Consider the following 17,628-nt stretch of genomic DNA (forward strand, 5'->3'; position numbering starts at 1 on the left):
CTAGAGTGGCTCCTGCGGGCTCACAGGAGAGCCCGACTTCTCGAAGCGCCGTCATCGAGCGGAAGGTGAGCATGTCCTCCGACACTCCCGCCCCCGAGACCGCGGATCTCGGGAGGACGAGCCTCCGCACCTTCCACCAGATCCTCGTCAACACCGCGTTCGCGAACGTGACGACGAGCTTCCTCTGGTTCGCGCTCACGTTCTGGGTGTACCTCGAGACGCGCTCGGTGCTGGCGACCGGCGTCATCGGCGGCGCCTACATGCTGCTCGTCGCGATCTTCGCGATGGCCTTCGGCAGCATCGTCGACCGGCACCGCAAGTACCGGGTGATGCTGTTCGCCGGCGCGGTCACGCTCGTGTCGTTCGGCGTCGCGGGCGGGCTGTACCTCGTGCTCCCGGAGTCGGTGCTGCTCGACTTCGGCGGTCCCTGGTTCTGGGTGTTCTCGGGCACGATCCTGTTCGGCGCCGTCATCGAGAACATGCGCAACATCGCCCTGTCCACCTCGGTGACGCTCCTGGTCCCGGTGGAGCGCCACGCGAACGCGAACGGGCTGGTCGGCACGGTGCAGGGGCTCGCCTTCGTGGTCACGAGCGTGTTCAGCGGACTGTCGATCGGCGTGCTCGGCATGGGGTGGACGATGCTGATCGCGATCGCCGCCTCCGCCGCCGCCCTCGTCCACCTGCTGTTCCTGAGCATCCCGGAGGACCGGCCCGCGACGGACGGCGAGCAGGCCCCGTTCATCGATCTGCGGGGCAGCGTGTCGGCGGTGCGGGCGGCGACCGGACTGTTCGCGCTGATCGTCTTCTCGACCTTCAACAACCTGATCGGCGGCGTCTACATGGCGCTGATGGATCCGTACGGGCTGGAGCTCTTCCCCGTGGAGGTGTGGGGGATCGTGCTCGGCGTGACCGCGACGGGCTTCATCATCGGCGGTCTGCTGGTCGCGAGGTTCGGCCTCGGGAGGAACCCGGTCCGGACGATGCTGCTGCTCGTGATGGCGATGGGCCTGATCGGCGCCGTGTTCACCCTCCGCGACTGGTGGTGGCTCTACGCCGGCGGCATCTGGATCTACATGACGCTGATCCCCGCGGTCGAGGCCGCTGAGCAGACGGTGATCCAGAAGGTCGTGCCGTTCGAGACCCAGGGGCGGGTCTTCGGCTTCGCGGCGGCCTTCGAGTCGGCCGCGGCTCCGGTCACGGCGTTCCTCATCGCGCCGATCGCCGAGTTCGCGCTCATCCCCTACATGGAGTCGGCGGAGGGACGGTCGGCCTGGGGAGGGCTGCTCGGCGACGGGATCGGCCGCGGCATCGCGCTGGTGTTCCTGATCGGCGGGATCATCATGATCCTCGCGGCGGCCGCGGCGCTCGGGACCCGGTCGTTCCGCGTGATCTCCGCGCAGTACCTGCGCGGGGAGCCGGCCTCCGGGGAGTCCGGGGAGGCCGGTTCGGGCCGTGCTCCTGTCGGCGAGTCTCCCGAGCCCGCGCCGGAGGAGAGCGCGCCCGACCGGTCGCGTCGCTGAGCACGCCCGAGCGCTCACGTCGGGCTCGCGGAATCACCTTGGGCTCGCGACATCACGTCGGGCTCGCGAAACGTCCTTCGGCTCGCGGAATCAGCCGGTTCCGACGAGCCGAACGGGATCCTGCGAGCCCGAGGTGGCGCCGGAGTGCTCTCAGCGCCCGCGCGGCGTGTAGCGCACCGGAGGGAACGCCGCCCGCACCAGGGCGCGCAGCGACTCCAGCGACCCCGAGGCCAGGCCCTGCGCCCGCGCCTGCACGAGGATGTTGCCGATCGCCGTCGCCTCGACCGGGCCGGCGAGCAAGGGCAGCCCGGTGCGGTCGGCGGTCAGCTGGCAGAGCAGCTCGTTCTGCGACCCGCCGCCGACGACGTGCACCGCGGCGATCCGCGTGCCCGAGAGCGCCGCGGCCTGCTCGAGCGTCGTCGCGTACGCCTCCGCGAGCGACTCGAGGATCGAGCGCACGAACTCCGCCCGGGTCCGCGGCTGGTCGAGACCGCGCTCGACGCACCACTCCACGATCCGGCCGGGGATGTTGCCCGGCGGGGTGAAGCGCTCGTCGGCCGCGTCGAAGGTCGTGATCGGTCCGCGGATGGCGGCGGCAGCGGCGAGCAGCGCGGTCAGGTCGATCCGCTCGCCGGTCTGCTTCTCCCAGGTGCGGATCGACTCCGACAGGAGCCACAGGCCCGACACGTTCTTCAGGAATCGGACACGCCCGTCGACGCCGCCCTCGTTGGTGAAGTTGGCGGCCCGACCCTCCAGCGAGACCACCGGCTTCTCGAGTTCGACGCCGACGAGCGACCAGGTTCCGCTCGAGATGTACGCGATGTCGTCGTCGGTGGACGGCACCGCGACGACGGCCGAGGCCGTGTCGTGAGAGCCGACGGCGACGACGCCGAGCCGCGCGGGCGCGCCGGGCAACTCGGAGGCGACCTCGGGTAGCAGCGGGCCGAGCGCGGAGCCCGGCTCGATCAGCGGCGCGAGGATCTCGTGCGGAAGGTCGAGGCGCGCGAGGAGCTCGTCGTCCCACGCGCGGGTGTCGGGGCGCAGCAGCCCCGTGGTCGAGGCGTTGGTGATCTCGGTCGCGGCGACGCCGGTCAGCCAGTAGCCGATCAGATCCGGGATCAGCAGCGCCCGATCGGCGAGCGCGAGCGTCTCGCGCTCGGCCGCGAGCTGGAACAGCGTGTTGAACGCGAGGTGCTGGAGCCCGTTGCGCTGGTACAGCTCGTCGGCGCCGATGCGGGCGTGCACGTCGGCGACGCCCCGCGCGGCGCGCTCGTCGCGGTAGTGGTACGGCGTGCCGAGCATCCGCCCCCCGCGCAGCAGCGCGTAGTCGACGGCCCAGGAGTCGACGCCGATCGACACCACGTCGGGCTCCTCGCGCACGGCGTCGGCGAGCCCGGCGCTCAGCGAGCGGTAGAGCTCGAGCACGTTCCAGTGCAGTCCGGAGGTGTTCCCCTCGGTCACCCGCACCGGCTGGTTCGGGAAGCGGGCCACGTGCCGCATCCGCAGCTCGTCGCGCCCGACGTAGCCGAGGATGACCCGGCCGCTGGTCGCGCCGAGGTCGACGGCGGCGACGGCCTTCATCGGAGGACTCCGTGCGGTGCGATCGTCTCCGGTCGGTGGATGTCCCTGGAGACCGGGGTGCGACCCATTGAGGGTCGCCGGTGCGTTCCGAGGTCTACCGGAGTGAGGGCTGCCGCCTTTCGGCGTCCCCGCGATGACGATGTCATCGCAGGAACGCCGCAGCCACGCCCGCATCGACAGGAACATGCAGCCCGGTCGTGTGCGAGAAGTCCGAGGTGCACAGCGCGAACACCGCGTTCGCGACGTTCTCGGGGACGACCTCGCGCTTGAGGATGGTGCGCTGGGCGTAGAACCTGCCCAGGTCCTCCTCCTCGATGCCGTAGGTCTTGGCGCGGTTCGCGCCCCAGCCCGAGGCGAAGATGCCGGAGCCGCGGACGACTCCGTCGGGGTTGATGCCGTTGACCTTGATGCCGAACTCGCCGAGCTCGGCGGCGAGAAGGCGGACCTGGTGCGCCTGGTCGGCCTTGGTAGCCGAGTACGCGATGTTGTTGGGGCCGGCGAAGACCGAGTTCTTCGACGAGATGTAGATGATGTCGCCGCCGAGCTTCTGGTCGACGAGGACCCGCGCGGCCGCCTTCGAGACGAGGAACGAGCCCTTCGCCATCACGTTGTGCTGCAGGTCCCAGTCGGCCTCTGTGGTGTCGAAGAGCGACTTCGAGAGCGAGAGTCCGGCGTTGTTGACGACCAGGTCGAGTCCGCCGAAGGCGAGCACGGTGGCGTCGATCGCCGACTGCACGGCGGCCTCGTTCGACACGTTCGCGGCGACGCCCACGGCGACGTCCGTCGATCCGAGCTCGGCCGCGGCGGCCTGCGCCTTGGCGAGGTCCAGGTCGGCGATGACGACGCACGCGCCCTCGGCGGCGAGACGGGTGGCGATGGCCTTGCCGATGCCGGAGGCGGCGCCCGTGACGAGCGCGATCCGCGACGCGAGCGGCTTCGGCTTCGGCATCCGCTGCAGCTTCGCCTCCTCGAGCGCCCAGTACTCGATGCGGAACTTCTCGGCCTCGTCGATCGGCGCGTAGGTCGAGATCGCCTCGGCACCGCGCATCACGTTGATCGCGTTCACGTAGAACTCGCCGGCCACGCGGGCGGTCTGCTTGTTCGCGCCGTACGAGAACATGCCGACGCCGGGCACCAGCACGACGAGCGGATCGGCACCGCGGATGGCGGGGCTCTCGGGCGTCGCGTGGGCGTCGTAGTAGGCCTGGTAGTCGGCCCGGTACGCCTCGTGCAGCGCGGGGAGGCGCTCGAGGATCTCGGCGGCGGAGGCGGTGGCGGGCAGGTCGACCAGCAGCGGCTTCACCTTGGTGCGGAGGAAGTGGTCGGGGCAGGAGGTGCCGAGCGCCGCGAGGCGGGGGTGCTCGGTGCTCGCCAGGAAGTCGAGGACCTCGGTCGAGTCGGTGAAGTGGCCGACCATCGGGCGGTCGTGCGAGGCGACGGCGCGCAGGTGCGGGGCGAGGGCGGCGGCCTTCGCGCGGCGCTCCTCCTCGGGCAGGGCGGCGTAGCCGTCGAGGGCGGGGCCGAAGGGCTCGGGAGCGCCGTGCTCGGCGATGTAGGCGGCGGCGGCCCGGATGATCTCGAGCGAGTTCGCCTCCGCCTCCTCGCTCGTGTCGCCCCAGGCGGTGATGCCGTGGCCGCCGAGGATCGCCCCGATGACGCCGGGATTCGCCTCCTTGATCGCCGCGATGTCGAGACCGAGCTGGAACCCGGGGCGGCGCCACGGGACCCACGCGACCCGGCCGCCGAACGCCTCGGCGGTGAGCTTCTCGCCGTCGGCGGCGGTCGCGAACGCGATGCCGGAGTCGGGGTGCAGGTGGTCGACGTGCGCGGCGTCGACGAGGCCGTGCATCGCGGTGTCGATCGAGGGGGCGGCGCCGCCCTTGCCGTGCAGGGTGTAGTCGAAGGCGGCGACCATCTCGTCCTCGCGGTCGAGGCCCGGGTACACGTTCGCCAGCGCGCGGAGGCGGTCGAGCCGCAGCACGGCGAGGCCGGCCTCGGTGAGCGTGCCCAGGTCTCCTCCGGAGCCCTTGACCCACATCAGCTCGACGGGCTCGCCCGTGACGGGGTCGGTCTCGACACCCTTCGCGGAGGTGTTGCCACCCGCGTAGTTCGTGTTCTTCGGGTCGGCGCCGAGGCGGTTCGAGCGGGCGATGAGCTCTGCGGCGGTCGAGGCCATGACTTCTCCGTCTGGTTGAACGAACTTGTTAACTGTCACAGAAGCTAACAGCCACCGCCGGATGCGTCAACGGTCGGCGGGCGGGTCTCGGTGCTCGGAGCCGCACAACCAAGGCTGAGAAGGACGGATCGCCGAGAATTCGCCGTTCTCGGCTTCTCAGCCTTCGTTGTGCGGCTCCCGCCGTCACCGCAGCTCCACCAGCCCGCGGAACGGCTCGAGGCGCTCGTCGGACGGCTCGAGCTCGGTGACCATCACGCTGATCGCCGCCCAGTCGAGCGCGCGGGCGAGCGCCGACCGCTCGAGCTTCGACGAGTCGACGAGCAGCACGGTCTCGCTCGAGGCGGCGACGAAGACCCGCTTCACCTGCGCCTCCTGCAGCGTCACCTCGCTGGTGCCCGCGATCGAGACGGCGGAGGCGGAGGTGAAGAAGCGGTCGTAGTGCAGCTCGGCCGCGCTCGCGCAGGCCAGGGGGCCGACGAAGCTGTCGGTCTCCTCCTCGAGCTCGCCGCCGATCAGGACGACGCGGGCCCGGGTGGTGCGGGCGCTGGCGTGGTTCTCGAGCGAGTTCGTCGCGACCAGGAGCCCCGGCGACTCGGGGGCGGTGCCGAGGAGGGTGCCCGCGGTCGAGGAGGCGTCGACCGCCACGGCGCCGGACGAGGGCAGCAGGGCGACGGCCTTGCGCGCGATCTCGCGCTTCGCGGCGGCTCCCGCGGCGAGGCGTTCGGCGAAGGGGCGCGGGCGGAGCGCGGCGACGGCACCACCGCGGACCCGGCTGAGCCGGCCCTCCGCCTCGAGGTCGGCGAGATCCCGCCGCACCGTCATGGTCGAGACGTCGAGCTCGGCCGCGGCGTCGTCGAGTCGGATCGCGCCGTCGCGCTCGAGCAGCCCGATCAGCCGAGCTCGCCGCTCAGCGGAGTCCACCGTGGCCATGCCGCTCCCGTCCGCGGGCGTGAGGGCGCCCGCCGGTCGAGCGTACTGTCGAGGCCGCTCGGATCAGCTCGTGCCGTCGTCGTCGCGGCGGACCCGGTTGGCGGGGTCGCGCCCGGTGACCGGGAAGGGGCCGGTCACTCCGTCGCGCAGCTCGGCGATCCGGAGGATGCGGTCGCGCTGAAGGAACCAGCCGGCCACGAGCAGGGGGACGACGATGACGAGCGACGCGATCGTCAGCGTGCCGACCGGGAAGTCGATCGCCATCAGCACCAGCACGACGGCCAGGAAGACCAGCGTGAGCCACGAGGTGACCGGGGCGCCCGGCAGCTTGAACGACGGTTCCTTCGCGAGGCCCTTCTTCGCCCACTGCCGCAGCCGCATCTGGCAGAGGATGATCGTCCCCCAGGCCGTGATGATGCCGAGACTCGCGATGTTGAGGGCGATCTCGAACGCCTGGCTCGGCACGAAGTAGTTCAGCACCACCCCGGCGACCGTGAAGGACGCGGTGAGCAGGATCCCGGCGTACGGGACTCCGCCGCGGGACATCCTCGTCGTCCACTTCGGCGCCGATCCGTTCATGCCCATCGAGTGCAGGGCGCGGCCGGTCGAGTACAGGCCGGCGTTGAGCGAGGAGAGCGCGGCGGTGAGGACCACGAAGTTCATGATCGACCCGGCGATCGCGCCCACCTCCGGCCCGCCGATCGAGGAGAAGAACGTGACGAAGGGGCTCTCGCCCTCCTTGTAGGCGGTGTAGGGGAGCAGTAGCGACAGCAGGACGATCGAGCCGACGTAGAAGACCGCGATGCGGACGATCACGGAGTTGATCGCGCGCGGGATCACCTTCTCGGTGTCCTGCGTCTCGCCGGAGGCTGTCCCGACGAGCTCGATCGCGGCGTAGGCGAAGACGACGCCCTGCATCACGAGGACCGCGGGCAGGAGTCCGTTGGGGAGGATCCCGCCGTTGTCGGACAGGATCGAGAACCCCGTCCGCACGCTCTCGCCGCCGGCCTGCACGGGGAAGGCGAAGACCAGCCAGACGAGGGCGACCACGAGGAACGCGACGAGCGCCGTCACCTTGATCAGGGCGAACCAGAACTCGAGCTCGCCGAACACCTTGACCGCCACCATGTTCGCCGCGAGGACGACGACGAGGGCGATCAGCGCGAGGAGCCACTGCGGCGCTGCGGTGAACGCCGACCAGTACTTGAGGTACACGGCGACGGCGGTCGTGTCGACGATCGAGGTCATCGCCCAGTTGAGGAAGTACATCCACCCGGCCGCGTAGGCGAACTTCTCGCCGTAGAACTCGCGGGCGTACGAGATGAACGACCCGGAGGAGGGGCGGTGCAGGACGAGCTCGCCGAGCGCGCGGAGGATGAAGAAGGCGAAGATCCCCGCGACGAGGTAGGCGATCGCCAGCGCGGGCCCGGCCGAGTTGAGGCGGCCGCCGGCGCCGAGGAAGAGCCCGGTGCCGATCGCCCCGCCGATCGCGATCATCTGCAGCTGACGGGGCTTCAGGCCGTGCTGGTAGCCCTCCTGCTCGTGCGAGAAGTCCTTCGCGGGCGCGCGGTCCGCGCCGATGTCGTCCTGCGCTGTCATGGCGGCACGCTATCGGGGGTCGACTCACCGCCTCCTCCGGGGTCGATGAAAACTCTGGAAGGAACTCGCGCGACAGGGCCTGGGGAGGAGCGTGTCGAGACGGCGGGGGCGGAGGAGGGGCGCGCGGCCCCTCCTCCGCTCGGCTCACTCGCCCCAGGAGACCTCGAGGTCGAGCACCCAGGTGACGCCGAAGCGGTCGCGGACCATGCCGTACAGCGGCGACCACGAGGCGGGCCCGAACGGCACGACGACCGTGGACCCTTCGGCGAGCTTCTGCCAGTAGCCCTGCAGCTCGTCGCCGTCGGCACTGCGGACCGAGACGAACACGGGGATCGTGCCGGGCTCGTAGGGCGTGTGCGACGGCACGTCGTACGCCATCACGCGGAAGCCCGCCTCGGAGGCGACCTGGCCCCACATCAGCTGGTCCGCCTCCTCGGGGGCGGTGACGTTGTGCGCATCGGAGTAGCTGAGGGCGTCGAGCCGTCCGCCGAAGACGGACTGGTAGAAGGCGAGCGCCTCGCGCGCCTGGCCGCGGAAGTTGAGGTGGGTGGTGGTGGTGATGGTCATGATCTGCTCCTCGAAGGGCCGGGATCCGTTCCCGGTGAGACCTACTCTCGTCGCAGAAGAGGACGACTGCGGTCCTCTTCTCGACATAGCATCGGAGACATGACCTCGGCCTCCTCGCGTGCCCTCCAGCTGCTCTCCCTCCTGCAGCTGCGCCGGGTGTGGCCGGGCGAGCTGCTGTCGGAGCGGCTCGAGATCACGCCGCGGACGGTGCGCCGCGACATCGAACGGCTGCGCGGGATGGGCTACCGGATCCGCGCGATCAAGGGCCCCGACGGCGGCTACCGGCTCGAAGCGGGATCGGAGCTGCCGCCCCTGCTCTTCGACGACGAGCAGGCGCTGGCGCTCGCCGTCGCGCTGCAGTCGCCCGTCCCCGTGGCGGCGCTCGAGGAGGCGGCGGCGCGGGCGCTCGCGGCGGTGCGGCAAGTGCTGCCCGAGCGCCTCCGGCACCGGCTCGACGCGCTCCGCTTCACCGCGATCGCAGCGGAGGCGCCCGCCGTGGCGCCCGAGGTGCTCGTCGCGGTGTCCGCGGCCGTGCGGGCCAGGGAGGTGCTGCGCTTCGACTACGGCTCGGGGGAGGTTCCGCGGCGGGTCGAGCCGCACCACCTCGTCGCGCGAGAGGGGCGGTGGTACCTCGTGGGCTGGGATCTCGACCGCGACGACTGGCGGGTGTTCCGCGTCGACCGGCTGGCGCCGCGGACGCCTCGCGGCGCGCGCTTCACGCGGAGGGAGCTGCCCGGAGGGGGCGTGGCGGCGTTTCTCGACGCCCGGTTCCGCGGCGGCGAGGTGGGCGGCGGCTGGCCGTGCCGGGGGGTCGTGACGCTCCGGATGCCGCTGCGCGAGGTGGCGCCCTACGTGGGCGACGGCGCGGTCGAGGACCTCGGCGACGACGGCTGCCGCCTCTCGCTCGGGGCGTGGTCGTGGGAGGCGCTCGCCGCGTCGTTCGGGAGGTTCGGCGGCGAGATGACGGCAGCGGAGCCGGCCGAGCTGGTGGCGGCGTTCGGGGTGCTGGCGCGGCGGTTCGAGGCGGTGGGCCCGGAGCTCTGAGGGCGTCGACGCTCCTCCACAGGGCGGATTCTGCGCCCGACTTCTTCATTCGCACCCCTGCATGGGCATACTCGTCTGGGTCCGGTCGTACGGTTCCCTCGCTGCAGCACTCGCAGCCCGCATCGCCGGCCCCGGCGACGGCGGACCGAGATCAGAAACGGGTTCCACCATGTCCTTCCGCGCCCCCGGCTCGCGCCGCTCCTTCCTCGCCGCCCTCGCCCTGACGGGCACGATCCTCGTCGCGCCGGCGGCCGCGGCGGCCTACACGACCTCGTATCCGGAGGGAGGGACGTGGATCCACGGGGTCAGCAACGGGACGGTCCTCTCGTCGTACCAGCACCCGTCGCGCTGGCACCGGGCGTCGGTCGACAACGGGACGATCCACCGGACCGGCTGCACGAGCCCGACGCGGGCGGCCGGCGTCAGCGCCCCGGCTCGGCCCTTCCAGACCGACTACGCCTACTACAGCTTCTGCTGAGTCACCGTCCGTCGGTGGGCGGGGCAGAGGCCCCGCCCACCTCTGCAGCAGGGGAGAGCTGTGAGAAGCAGGAGCGTGGTCCTCGGCTACGTGCTGGCCGTCGTCCTCGCGGCGGTGTTCGCCGTCGCGTTCGTGCGGGCGTTCGACGCGCGCGGTCCGATCTGGAACGGCGGGTGGCAGCTGCGCGTCTCGGGTGACGCCGCTCCCACGATGCCGGCGGACGAGCTCTACCGGGAGCTGACGGGTCTCGCTCAGAGCCGGGGGCTCGACCTCGTCCGGTACGTGGACGACGCCGACGATCCCGCCCACCTCCGCCACCTCTACGTCGCGGGTGACGGTGTCGCGGCCGAGCTGCTCCGCGACGGGTACGGCGCCGTCGACACCTCGATCACCACCACCGTCGCACCTCTCATCGACCTCGGTGCACTCGATGCTCGGGGCGCCTACCTGGTCGGCGGGGAGCGAGTCGATGCCGAGGCGGTCCTCGCCGCGATCGAGGAGGCCGGCTGGTCGGGTGAGGTGTACCCGTACGCCTCGGGCATCGAGATCGACACCTACCGGGAGTACGGAGACCTGATGCGGGCGCTGATCGTGGCGCTCCTCGCGATCCTCGTCCTCGTCGGCGCCGGGACGGTCCTCCGCAGTCGGGCGCACGGTGTCCAGCGACTGCACGGGGCAGGCTTCCTCGGGATCCTCCTCGGCGAGGGGCGGCGACTCGCCGCGCCCGTCCTGCTCCTGTCCCTCGTGTCGCTGGCCGCGGTGACCGTCACGGTGGGCGTCCTGAACGGCCTGGCGCAGCTGCCCACGACCTCGTCGCTGTTCGGGCGGCTCCTCCTGATCCTGCTGCCGGCCGCCGTGGCCGCCCACGTCATCGGGATCGCCCTGACCGACGGTCGCCGCCTCGTCGACCAGGTGAAGGGCGAGATCGACGGCTGGTGGGTCCTGCTCGGGATCTACGCGGTGCGTGTCCCCGCGGTCCTCGTCCTCCTCGCCGTCGTCGCGTCGCTCGGGCAGAGCGCCCGTGTCGCCGACGTCGAGAGCCGGGGGCGCGCGTTCTGGAGCGCGGCCGGCGATGCGGTCGTCCTCGGGATCAACGGGTACGGGAGCGAGAGCGGCTACCGCGCCACCATCCCCGGCTTCGCCGCTCTCGTCGAGGCGCAGGCGGCAGCGGGGCACGCCGTCTTCGTCGATCAGACGCTGGGGGAGGAGCGCGGCGTGCTCCTCGTCGACGAGGGCTACCTCCGCGCGGTCGAGGTGACGGGCGGCGGTGGCGAGCGGATCACCGAGGTCCCCGACGATGCCGTCACCGTCCTCGAGCCCGACGGCACTCCGATGGATCGGACCCGAGCCGTGCTCGAGGAGCTCCGCCTGTGGCAGCGGATCCAGTCGCAGGTGTCCGATCCCGCACCCGAGACCGCCGGTTCCGCCGTCGAGGAGCGCACGATCCCCGCGGGCCAGACGCTCTACACGTTCCGAGCGGGCGACTCCGACCCTTTCGCGACCGAGACGATGCTGGAGGATCCGATCGTCGTCGTCCTGCCCTCGATCTCGGCGGTCGCCCCCTCCGAGCTGTTCTCCGCGATCACGCGGGGCTCGGTCGTCTTCACCGAGCCGGAGGCGCTGCCCGCCGCCCTGGAGGAACGCGGCCTGACCGAGGCCGTCGCCTCGATCACGCCGGTCGCCTACCAGGCGAACGAGCAGTACCGCCGGGCCCTCGGCACCCTGTCGATCAATGTCATCGGCCTCGTCGGCGCCGCGGTGGTCGTCCTGCTCACCGGCCTCGTCGCCGCCGTGGTGCTCGTCGAGAAGGACCGCCGGCGCGCCTTCGTGCACCGCTTCTCGGGGCTGGGGCCGCTGTCCGCGCACCGGAGCGGACTCCTCCTCGAGGGGGTGCTGCTGTCGGCGACGCTCGCGCTCGCGGTCGTGCCGATGTGGTTCCGGGATCCGCGGGACGTCAGGACGGTGCTCGACCTCGGGTCGGTCGACACCGAGACGTTCGTCGTCGAGCAGACCGCGCTCGCGCTGGGGCTGACCGCGCTCAGCGGGGCGCTCCTCCTCGCGTGCCTCGCCCTCGCCCACGTCCGCGCGGCGCGGTCGCGCTCCGTCGACTCCTGACCTCCGAACTCCGAAGGGACCACCGTGATCCTCGCCACCGACCTGACCAAGGGCTACGGCCGCCGCGCGCTCTGGAGCGGACTCGACGTGACCGTCGCCTCCGGGAGCACCCTCGCCCTGACCGGCGCGAGCGGCAGCGGCAAGTCGACGCTGCTCGACTGCCTCGGGCTCCTCGACGCCCCCGACTCCGGCTCGATCGAGGTGGACGGCGAGGAGATCACCCGGCTGCGGGCGGGCGGCCGGCGACGGTTCCGCCGGCACCGGCTCGGCTACCTGTTCCAGAGCTACGCCCTCGTCGACACCGCCACGGTCGAGCAGAACCTGGCGATCGCCCTGGGGGAGCGGCGCGGCAGGGCGGGCCGCTTCGAGAGCGCCCTCGACCGCGTCGGGCTCGGCGGGAGGGGGCGCGAGCGGGTCTCGCGACTCAGCGGAGGCGAGCAGCAGCGGGTCGCGCTGGCCCGCCTCCTGGTCAAGAGCCCGACCGTCGTGCTCGCCGACGAGCCGACCGGCGCGCTCGACGCCGGCAACGCCGCGATGGTCCTCGACGTGCTCGGCGAGCTCGCCGGCCACGGCGCGAGCGTCGTCGTCGCCACCCACGACGACTCCGTCGCCGGCTGGTGCGACGCCCGCCTGCACCTCTCGACCCCGGTGTCCGCGTGACGCGCGGGGTGGCGAGGAGTCGAGGGGTTGCCAACCGGGCGGCGAAGCGGTGGGCTGGCGGGACGACAGAGAGAGGTGTCCCATGACGCAGACCTTCCCCGCATGGTTGCGGGACCAGGAGAAGAGGGACGACGAGGTGGGCGGGTTCGCCCAGGCCTTCGCCGACCGCGACGACCTGCCCGAGCACGGCGGCCGCGCGATCTACGACGGCTACTTCGCCAGCGAGTCCGCCGAAGCCCAGGCCGGTCTCGACCGGGCCTGGATGGAGTTCGAGGCGCACCCCGAGCCCTCGGCCACCTCGGACCGGCCGGAGGGATTCCGATGAGCGACTCGACGTCGATGGACGACCAGACGCCGAGCCCCGTGCAGGATCCGCTGGACCAGCCCGACAAGCCCTCGCAGGCCGAGGGCGAGGACGCGCTCGACACCCCGGTCGAGGTGCTTCCGGCCGACGGGAAGCCGTCGAAGGCCGAGGGCTGAGCCTCCGCAAGCCCGAGCAGCGCGCGCTCTCCCGGCGGGTCGAGTAGCCGCCGCAGGCGGCGTATCGAGACCCGCCGGCGTCAGCAGATCGGGCTTCTGCCCTGGACTTCTGACGCTGGTGGATCTCGATACGCCGCGTTCCGCGGCTACTCGATCAGCGAAGAGGGGCCGCTGGGAAAGACGTCGCTGCTGCAGATGCAAGGGGAAGAGACCCTCGCAAGCCTGCTGGTCGAGTAGCCGCCGCAGGAGGCGTATCGAGACCCGCCGGCTTCAGCAGATCAGGCTTCCGACCCGGGCTACTCGATCAGCGAGGCAGCGGCTGCGTGCAGCGTCAGCGGCTCGCCGCCGCCATCAGCTCCCGGGCCTCCGGGCTCTCGGGGTAAAGCGCGAGGACGCGCTCGAGGTCGCGGCGGGCCGGTGCGCGGCGGCCGTCGGCCAGGTGGGTGCTCGCCCGTTCGAAGAGCGCCTCGACGCGCAGCTCGACGGGGCGGGCCGTGGTCACGTTCGGCCGCACCACCCGGTCGAAGGCGTCGAGGGAGCTCTCGATCAGCCCGAGCTCGCGCAGGGCGATGCCGCGGCGGATCAGCACCGCCGCCGACGCCGCGTCGACGTTGACGACGCTGCCCGAGAACTGGGCGACGTCGCTCCACCTCCGCCGGGCCGAGTAGAGCGCCGAGAGCGTCGATGCCGCGAGGGTCGACGGCTCCAGCGACTCGACGGCGGCCGTCGCACCCGTCGGGTCGTCGGCCGAGGCCAGCTCGGCGTAGAGCAGGCGCAGAGCCGTCGCATCGAGCGGCACGTCGACGTCGAGCCCCGCGCTCAGCGGCAGGTGCGCCGTGAGACCGATCCCGTAGCGGCGGAGGAACGGGTCGGCGGCCGGGTCGTAGCGCGTGCGCACCAGCCAGCCGGCGAGGCGGATCGCCCGGTCGTCCTCGGGGCGCGCGAGCGCATCGCGCACGAGCTCGATGACGGCGGCCAGACGGGATCCCTCGGGCGAGGCGGCGGTCGCGTCGTGCAGCGCGGCGGCGGGAGCGCCCGCCCTGATGAGGCGGATCAGCGGTGCCTCCCACGCCTGGGCGACGGCCGACGGCCTCACCAGTCCGGGGCCGCTCGGCATCGTCAGGGCCGCCGAGAGGCGGGAGCGCTCACGGTTCCGGGTCAGCGCCGGGCCCACGACAGGGCGCAGCCGCGCTCCCGAGAGGCTCCGCAGCTCACCCTCGTGTCGGAATCCCACTCCCACGTGCCGTCCCCCCGCGCCCGACGAAGAGCATGGCGACACCCCCCGAAAGGCCGATTCTAGGACTATCCGGCGGGTAATTCCCCCCGAAAGGGGCCCGACCCGCTGGCGCGGTTCGACGGACGCGGTTCACGGCCGGTGAAGTCGCGTGCTCGACCGGCCGAAGAGGACGAGGGGGCGCAGAAGAGGGCGAGGGGGCGGAGGCTCAGACCGAGGTGTACCGCGACGCATCCGCTGCGCTGCGCTCGACCGCATCGAGCACGCGCTGCACCTGCAGGGCGTCGCCGAACGACGGCGTCGGCTGCCGGCCCTCGGCGATCGCCGTGACCAGGTCGACGACCTGGTGGCTGAAGACGTGCTCGTAGCCGAGTCCGTGACCGGTCGGCCACCAGGCGCCCGTGTACGGGTGCGACGGCTCGGTGACCTGGATGCGCCGGAAGCCCTGCGCCTCCTGGGGATCGCGGCCGTCGTAGTACTCGAGCTCGTTCATCCGCTCGAAGTCGAAAGCGACCGAGCCGAGCTCGCCGTTGATCTCGATGCGGTTCGCGTTGCGGCGCCCGAGAGCCATCCGCGTCGACTCGAAGACCCCGAGCGCCCCGCCGGCGAAGGTCGCGGTGAAGGCGGCGGCGTCGTCGACCGTGACCGGCCCGCGTTCGGCGCCCTCCTCGGCGCGACCGCCGAGACCGGCCTGCTCGGCGAGCACCGGGCGGTCGGTGACGAAGGTCCGCAGCATCGCCGAGACGCCCGCGATGCTCTGCCCGGTGAGCCACTGAGCGGTGTCGATGCTGTGCGCGCCGATGTCGCCGAGCGCGCCCGAGCCCGCCTTCTGCTTGTCGAGGCGCCAGGTCAGCGGGGCCTCGGAGGAGCTCAGCCAGTCCTGCAGGTACTGCGCGCGGACGTGGCGGATCGCGCCCAGCCGCCCCTCCTCGACGAAGCGCTTCGCCAGGGCGAGGGCCGGCGTGCGGCGGTAGCTGAAGCCGCACATGGCGAGGGCGTCCGAGGCGTCGGCCGCCGCGGTCATCTCCTCCGCCTCCGGAACCGATCGCGCCAGTGGCTTCTCGCAGAGCACGTGCTTGCCCGCCGCGAGCGCGGCGATCGCGATCTCGGCGTGCTGGTCGCCCGGGGTGCAGATGTCGACGAGGTCGATGTCGTCGCGGGCGATCACCGCGCGCCAGTCGTCCGACGACTCCTCGGCGCCGAAGTTCTGCGCCGCGGCCGACGCCCGGCCGGCGTCGCGACCGACGACGACCGCGAGCTGCGGCTGCAGGGGCAGCTCGAAGAAGCGCGGTGCGGTCCGCCAGGCCTGCGCGTGGGCACGGCCCATGAAGGAGTGGCCGATCATCGCGACGCGGAGGGTGGTCATGCGGGTGCTCCGTCCTCGGCGACGAGATCGCCCGCCGTCGTCTGCAGCGGCACGACGGCGGGCCGCTCCGCGGTGCTGGCGATCGCCACGACCGCCCTGTCGGCACTCGAGCGCAGGACCGCGTCCATGATCTCGAGCACGTGCAGACCGAGCCGACCGGAGGCGCGGTGCGGCCGATCCTCCTCGATCGCGTCGGCGAGATCGGCGAGCCCGACTCCGCGGCCCGTGTCGACGACGCCGGCCGAGTCGGGGACGCTCCGCCACTCGCCGTCGCGCACCGCGACCTCGACGGGGTCCGAGAACCGGTTGGGATCGGGGACCGCGATGGTCCCCTCCGTGCCGTAGACCTCGAACTGCGGGGCGCGGCTCCGCCACACCTCGAAGCTCACGGTGACGGTCGAGGTCACGCCGCTCGCGTGCTCGAGCAGTGCACTGATGTGCGTGTCGACCGCCACCGGCAGAGGCGTTCCCGCTCGGGGCCCGGTCTCGATCATCCGCGGGCGGGCGGAGCGCGTCGCGAGGCCGGTGACACGGACGACCGGTCCGAAGAAGTGCACGAGCGCCGTCAGGTAGTAGGGGCCCATGTCGAGCAGGGGTCCGCCTCCGGGCTGGTAGTAGAACTCGGGTGCCGGGTGCCAGCGCTCGTGCCCGGGCGCCGTCCACTGCACCTGCGCGGCGATCGGGTCGCCGATCAGTCCGGAGTCGAGGGTGCGGCGGGCGGTCTGGATGCCCGTGCCGAGGACTGTGTCGGGCGCGCTGCCGACGCGCAGGCCGAGGCGCTCGGCGAGGTCGAGCATCGGCGCGGCCTCCGCGGGGTCGAGGCCCAGCGGCTTCTCGGCGAAGACGTGCTTGCCGGCCTCGAGCGCCCGCGTGCCGATCTCGACGTGCGCCGCGGGGATCGTGAGGTTGAGCACCGCGTCGACCTCGGGGTCGGCGAGCAGCTCGTCGACCGAGAGCGCCCGGACGCCCTGCCCGTCGGCGACCTCGCGGGCGCGCTCGGTGTTCAGATCGGCGACGGCGACCAGGCGCAGCCCGGGGAACGTCGGGAGGTTGGCGAGGTACTGCTCGCTGATCTTCCCGACTCCGATGATGCCGACTCTCAGCGGGAGGCCCACAGCAGCCCCCGCTCGATGATGGTGCGGACGTTCGCGTCCTCGAGGATCTCGACGCGGTGGCCCGGGGTCGAGACGAAGATGCGGCCGGCGCCCCACCGGCGGGTCCAGATCGCGGGCGAGGTGATCGGGCGGTGCCACGGGTCCCACGGGCGGACGGCCTGGGTGGTGGTCGCCAGCACGTCGTTGTAGTCGTCGTGCAGCACCCAGTACTGCTCGGTGGTCAGCTCGAAGTCGCCGATGCCCTGCGTGATCGGATGGTCGGCGGCGGCCGGCGTCATCTCGATCCGGTGCGGCACGTAGTTGTCGGACTGCTCGCCGGTGCGCTCGTCGGGGTGCTTGCCGGGGTGCGAGGCGAACTGACCGCCGATCAGCTGGAGGTAGTCGGCGGTGCTGCGGTACGAGTCCGCGATGCCGCCGTGCCAGCCGGCCAGACCGGTGCCGTTCTCGATCGCGGTGCGGAGGCCCACGAACTCGGGCCACTCGATCGACGTCATCGTGTTCGCCTGCACGATCAGGTCGACGGTGCGGAGGTACTCCTCGTCGGCGTAGACGGCGGTCGACTCCTCGACGCGCACCTCGAAGCCGTTCTCGGCGAGGAAGGGAAGGAACAGCTCGGTCGCCTCGACGGGCTGGTGCCCGTCCCACCCGCCGCGGACGACGAGCGCCCTCTTCACGGGGGAGGTCGGTGTGGGGTCGGTCATCGTCGTCCTCGCTTGGCGGGCGGATCGCTCCGCGTTCGTCCTCGAACTTGCGCAAGTCGCAT

Annotated in this window: 16 protein-coding genes; 7 read left to right on the forward strand and 9 right to left on the reverse strand. The window is 72.1% G+C overall.

What is annotated here, in order from left to right:
* The first annotated feature begins 71 nt into the window (after positions 1 to 71).
* Positions 72 to 1,520, forward strand: coding sequence for an MFS transporter (locus GRS96_RS05120; protein WP_159987907.1), 1,449 nt, complete (start codon positions 72 to 74; stop codon positions 1,518 to 1,520).
* Positions 1,521 to 1,670: 150 nt separating this feature from the next.
* On the opposite strand, the gene GRS96_RS05125 is transcribed toward GRS96_RS05120, so the two are convergent.
* From GRS96_RS05125 to GRS96_RS05145, 5 genes are all read right to left on the reverse strand, one after another.
* Positions 1,671 to 3,101 carry a rhamnulokinase gene (locus GRS96_RS05125; protein WP_159987908.1) on the reverse strand — a complete coding sequence of 477 codons (1,431 nt, stop codon included), beginning with the start codon at positions 3,099 to 3,101 and terminating at the stop codon, positions 1,671 to 1,673.
* A gap of 142 nt (positions 3,102 to 3,243) precedes the next feature.
* Positions 3,244 to 5,277 carry a bifunctional aldolase/short-chain dehydrogenase gene (locus tag GRS96_RS05130; protein WP_159859362.1) on the reverse strand — a complete coding sequence of 678 codons (2,034 nt, stop codon included), beginning with the start codon at positions 5,275 to 5,277 and terminating at the stop codon, positions 3,244 to 3,246.
* Between the two features lie 183 nt (positions 5,278 to 5,460).
* Positions 5,461 to 6,207 (reverse strand): DeoR/GlpR family DNA-binding transcription regulator, encoded by a 747-nt coding sequence (locus GRS96_RS05135; RefSeq protein WP_159859365.1) that lies wholly within the window; start codon positions 6,205 to 6,207, stop codon positions 5,461 to 5,463.
* Positions 6,208 to 6,270: 63 nt separating this feature from the next.
* The gene (locus GRS96_RS05140) at positions 6,271 to 7,806 is read right to left on the reverse strand and encodes an amino acid permease (protein WP_159987909.1); all 1,536 of its coding nucleotides are present in this window, start codon (positions 7,804 to 7,806) and stop codon (positions 6,271 to 6,273) included.
* A gap of 144 nt (positions 7,807 to 7,950) precedes the next feature.
* Complete coding sequence (locus tag GRS96_RS05145; RefSeq protein ID WP_159987910.1) at positions 7,951 to 8,373, reverse strand: VOC family protein; 423 nt, start codon at positions 8,371 to 8,373, stop codon at positions 7,951 to 7,953.
* Between the two features lie 99 nt (positions 8,374 to 8,472).
* On the opposite strand from GRS96_RS05145, the gene GRS96_RS05150 reads away from it, so the two are divergent.
* The 6 genes from GRS96_RS05150 to GRS96_RS05175 all read left to right on the forward strand — a co-directional run bounded on the left by GRS96_RS05150 (position 8,473) and on the right by GRS96_RS05175 (position 13,150).
* Positions 8,473 to 9,417 (forward strand): helix-turn-helix transcriptional regulator, encoded by a 945-nt coding sequence (locus tag GRS96_RS05150; protein ID WP_159859374.1) that lies wholly within the window; start codon positions 8,473 to 8,475, stop codon positions 9,415 to 9,417.
* Between the two features lie 169 nt (positions 9,418 to 9,586).
* A complete protein-coding gene (locus GRS96_RS05155; RefSeq protein WP_159859377.1) occupies positions 9,587 to 9,895 on the forward strand; it encodes a lactococcin 972 family bacteriocin in 309 nt (102 codons plus the stop codon).
* 60 nt (positions 9,896 to 9,955) lie between these two features.
* Positions 9,956 to 12,010, forward strand: a complete 2,055-nt coding sequence (locus GRS96_RS05160) for a hypothetical protein (RefSeq protein ID WP_159987911.1) — start codon at positions 9,956 to 9,958, stop codon at positions 12,008 to 12,010.
* A 24-nt stretch (positions 12,011 to 12,034) separates the two neighbouring features.
* On the forward strand, positions 12,035 to 12,670 hold the full coding sequence (locus GRS96_RS05165; RefSeq protein ID WP_159859382.1) for an ABC transporter ATP-binding protein: 636 nt from the start codon (positions 12,035 to 12,037) through the stop codon (positions 12,668 to 12,670).
* Between the two features lie 82 nt (positions 12,671 to 12,752).
* On the forward strand, positions 12,753 to 12,995 hold the full coding sequence (locus GRS96_RS05170) for a hypothetical protein (RefSeq protein ID WP_159859385.1): 243 nt from the start codon (positions 12,753 to 12,755) through the stop codon (positions 12,993 to 12,995).
* A complete protein-coding gene (locus tag GRS96_RS05175; protein WP_159859388.1) occupies positions 12,992 to 13,150 on the forward strand; it encodes a hypothetical protein in 159 nt (52 codons plus the stop codon). Before GRS96_RS05170 ends, GRS96_RS05175 begins: the two co-directional genes overlap by 4 nt.
* A gap of 331 nt (positions 13,151 to 13,481) precedes the next feature.
* Here the strand turns inward: GRS96_RS05175 and GRS96_RS05180 are convergent, their stop codons facing one another.
* The 4 genes from GRS96_RS05180 to GRS96_RS05195 form a co-directional block, all read right to left on the reverse strand.
* Complete coding sequence (locus tag GRS96_RS05180) at positions 13,482 to 14,384, reverse strand: tetratricopeptide repeat protein (RefSeq protein ID WP_159859391.1); 903 nt, start codon at positions 14,382 to 14,384, stop codon at positions 13,482 to 13,484.
* A gap of 208 nt (positions 14,385 to 14,592) precedes the next feature.
* Positions 14,593 to 15,750 (reverse strand): Gfo/Idh/MocA family protein, encoded by a 1,158-nt coding sequence (locus GRS96_RS05185; protein ID WP_159859394.1) that lies wholly within the window; start codon positions 15,748 to 15,750, stop codon positions 14,593 to 14,595.
* Positions 15,747 to 16,865: a Gfo/Idh/MocA family protein gene (locus GRS96_RS05190; protein WP_159987912.1), complete on the reverse strand. Its 1,119-nt coding sequence runs from the start codon at positions 16,863 to 16,865 to the stop codon at positions 15,747 to 15,749. Before GRS96_RS05190 ends, GRS96_RS05185 begins: the two co-directional genes overlap by 4 nt.
* A complete protein-coding gene (locus GRS96_RS05195; RefSeq protein ID WP_159859399.1) occupies positions 16,850 to 17,566 on the reverse strand; it encodes a ThuA domain-containing protein in 717 nt (238 codons plus the stop codon). The genes GRS96_RS05190 and GRS96_RS05195 overlap by 16 nt, the downstream gene beginning before the upstream one ends.
* Positions 17,567 to 17,628 lie beyond the last annotated feature (62 nt).

It is taken from the genome of Rathayibacter sp. VKM Ac-2803 (assembly GCF_009807175.1).
Taxonomy (GTDB): Bacteria; Actinomycetota; Actinomycetes; order Actinomycetales; family Microbacteriaceae; genus Rathayibacter.

What these genes read in the sequence shown, in the direction of transcription:
- GRS96_RS05120 (WP_159987907.1), top strand. Translation starts at nt 72, where the DNA reads ATGTCCTCCGACACTCCCGCCCCCGAGACCGCGGATCTCGGGAGGACG.
- GRS96_RS05125 (WP_159987908.1), bottom strand. Translation starts at nt 3,101, where the DNA reads ATGAAGGCCGTCGCCGCCGTCGACCTCGGCGCGACCAGCGGCCGGGTC.
- GRS96_RS05130 (WP_159859362.1), bottom strand. Translation starts at nt 5,277, where the DNA reads ATGGCCTCGACCGCCGCAGAGCTCATCGCCCGCTCGAACCGCCTCGGC.
- GRS96_RS05135 (WP_159859365.1), bottom strand. Translation starts at nt 6,207, where the DNA reads ATGGCCACGGTGGACTCCGCTGAGCGGCGAGCTCGGCTGATCGGGCTG.
- GRS96_RS05140 (WP_159987909.1), bottom strand. Translation starts at nt 7,806, where the DNA reads ATGACAGCGCAGGACGACATCGGCGCGGACCGCGCGCCCGCGAAGGAC.
- GRS96_RS05145 (WP_159987910.1), bottom strand. Translation starts at nt 8,373, where the DNA reads ATGACCATCACCACCACCACCCACCTCAACTTCCGCGGCCAGGCGCGC.
- GRS96_RS05150 (WP_159859374.1), top strand. Translation starts at nt 8,473, where the DNA reads ATGACCTCGGCCTCCTCGCGTGCCCTCCAGCTGCTCTCCCTCCTGCAG.
- GRS96_RS05155 (WP_159859377.1), top strand. Translation starts at nt 9,587, where the DNA reads ATGTCCTTCCGCGCCCCCGGCTCGCGCCGCTCCTTCCTCGCCGCCCTC.
- GRS96_RS05170 (WP_159859385.1), top strand. Translation starts at nt 12,753, where the DNA reads ATGACGCAGACCTTCCCCGCATGGTTGCGGGACCAGGAGAAGAGGGAC.
- GRS96_RS05175 (WP_159859388.1), top strand. Translation starts at nt 12,992, where the DNA reads ATGAGCGACTCGACGTCGATGGACGACCAGACGCCGAGCCCCGTGCAG.
- GRS96_RS05185 (WP_159859394.1), bottom strand. Translation starts at nt 15,750, where the DNA reads ATGACCACCCTCCGCGTCGCGATGATCGGCCACTCCTTCATGGGCCGT.
- GRS96_RS05195 (WP_159859399.1), bottom strand. Translation starts at nt 17,566, where the DNA reads ATGACCGACCCCACACCGACCTCCCCCGTGAAGAGGGCGCTCGTCGTC.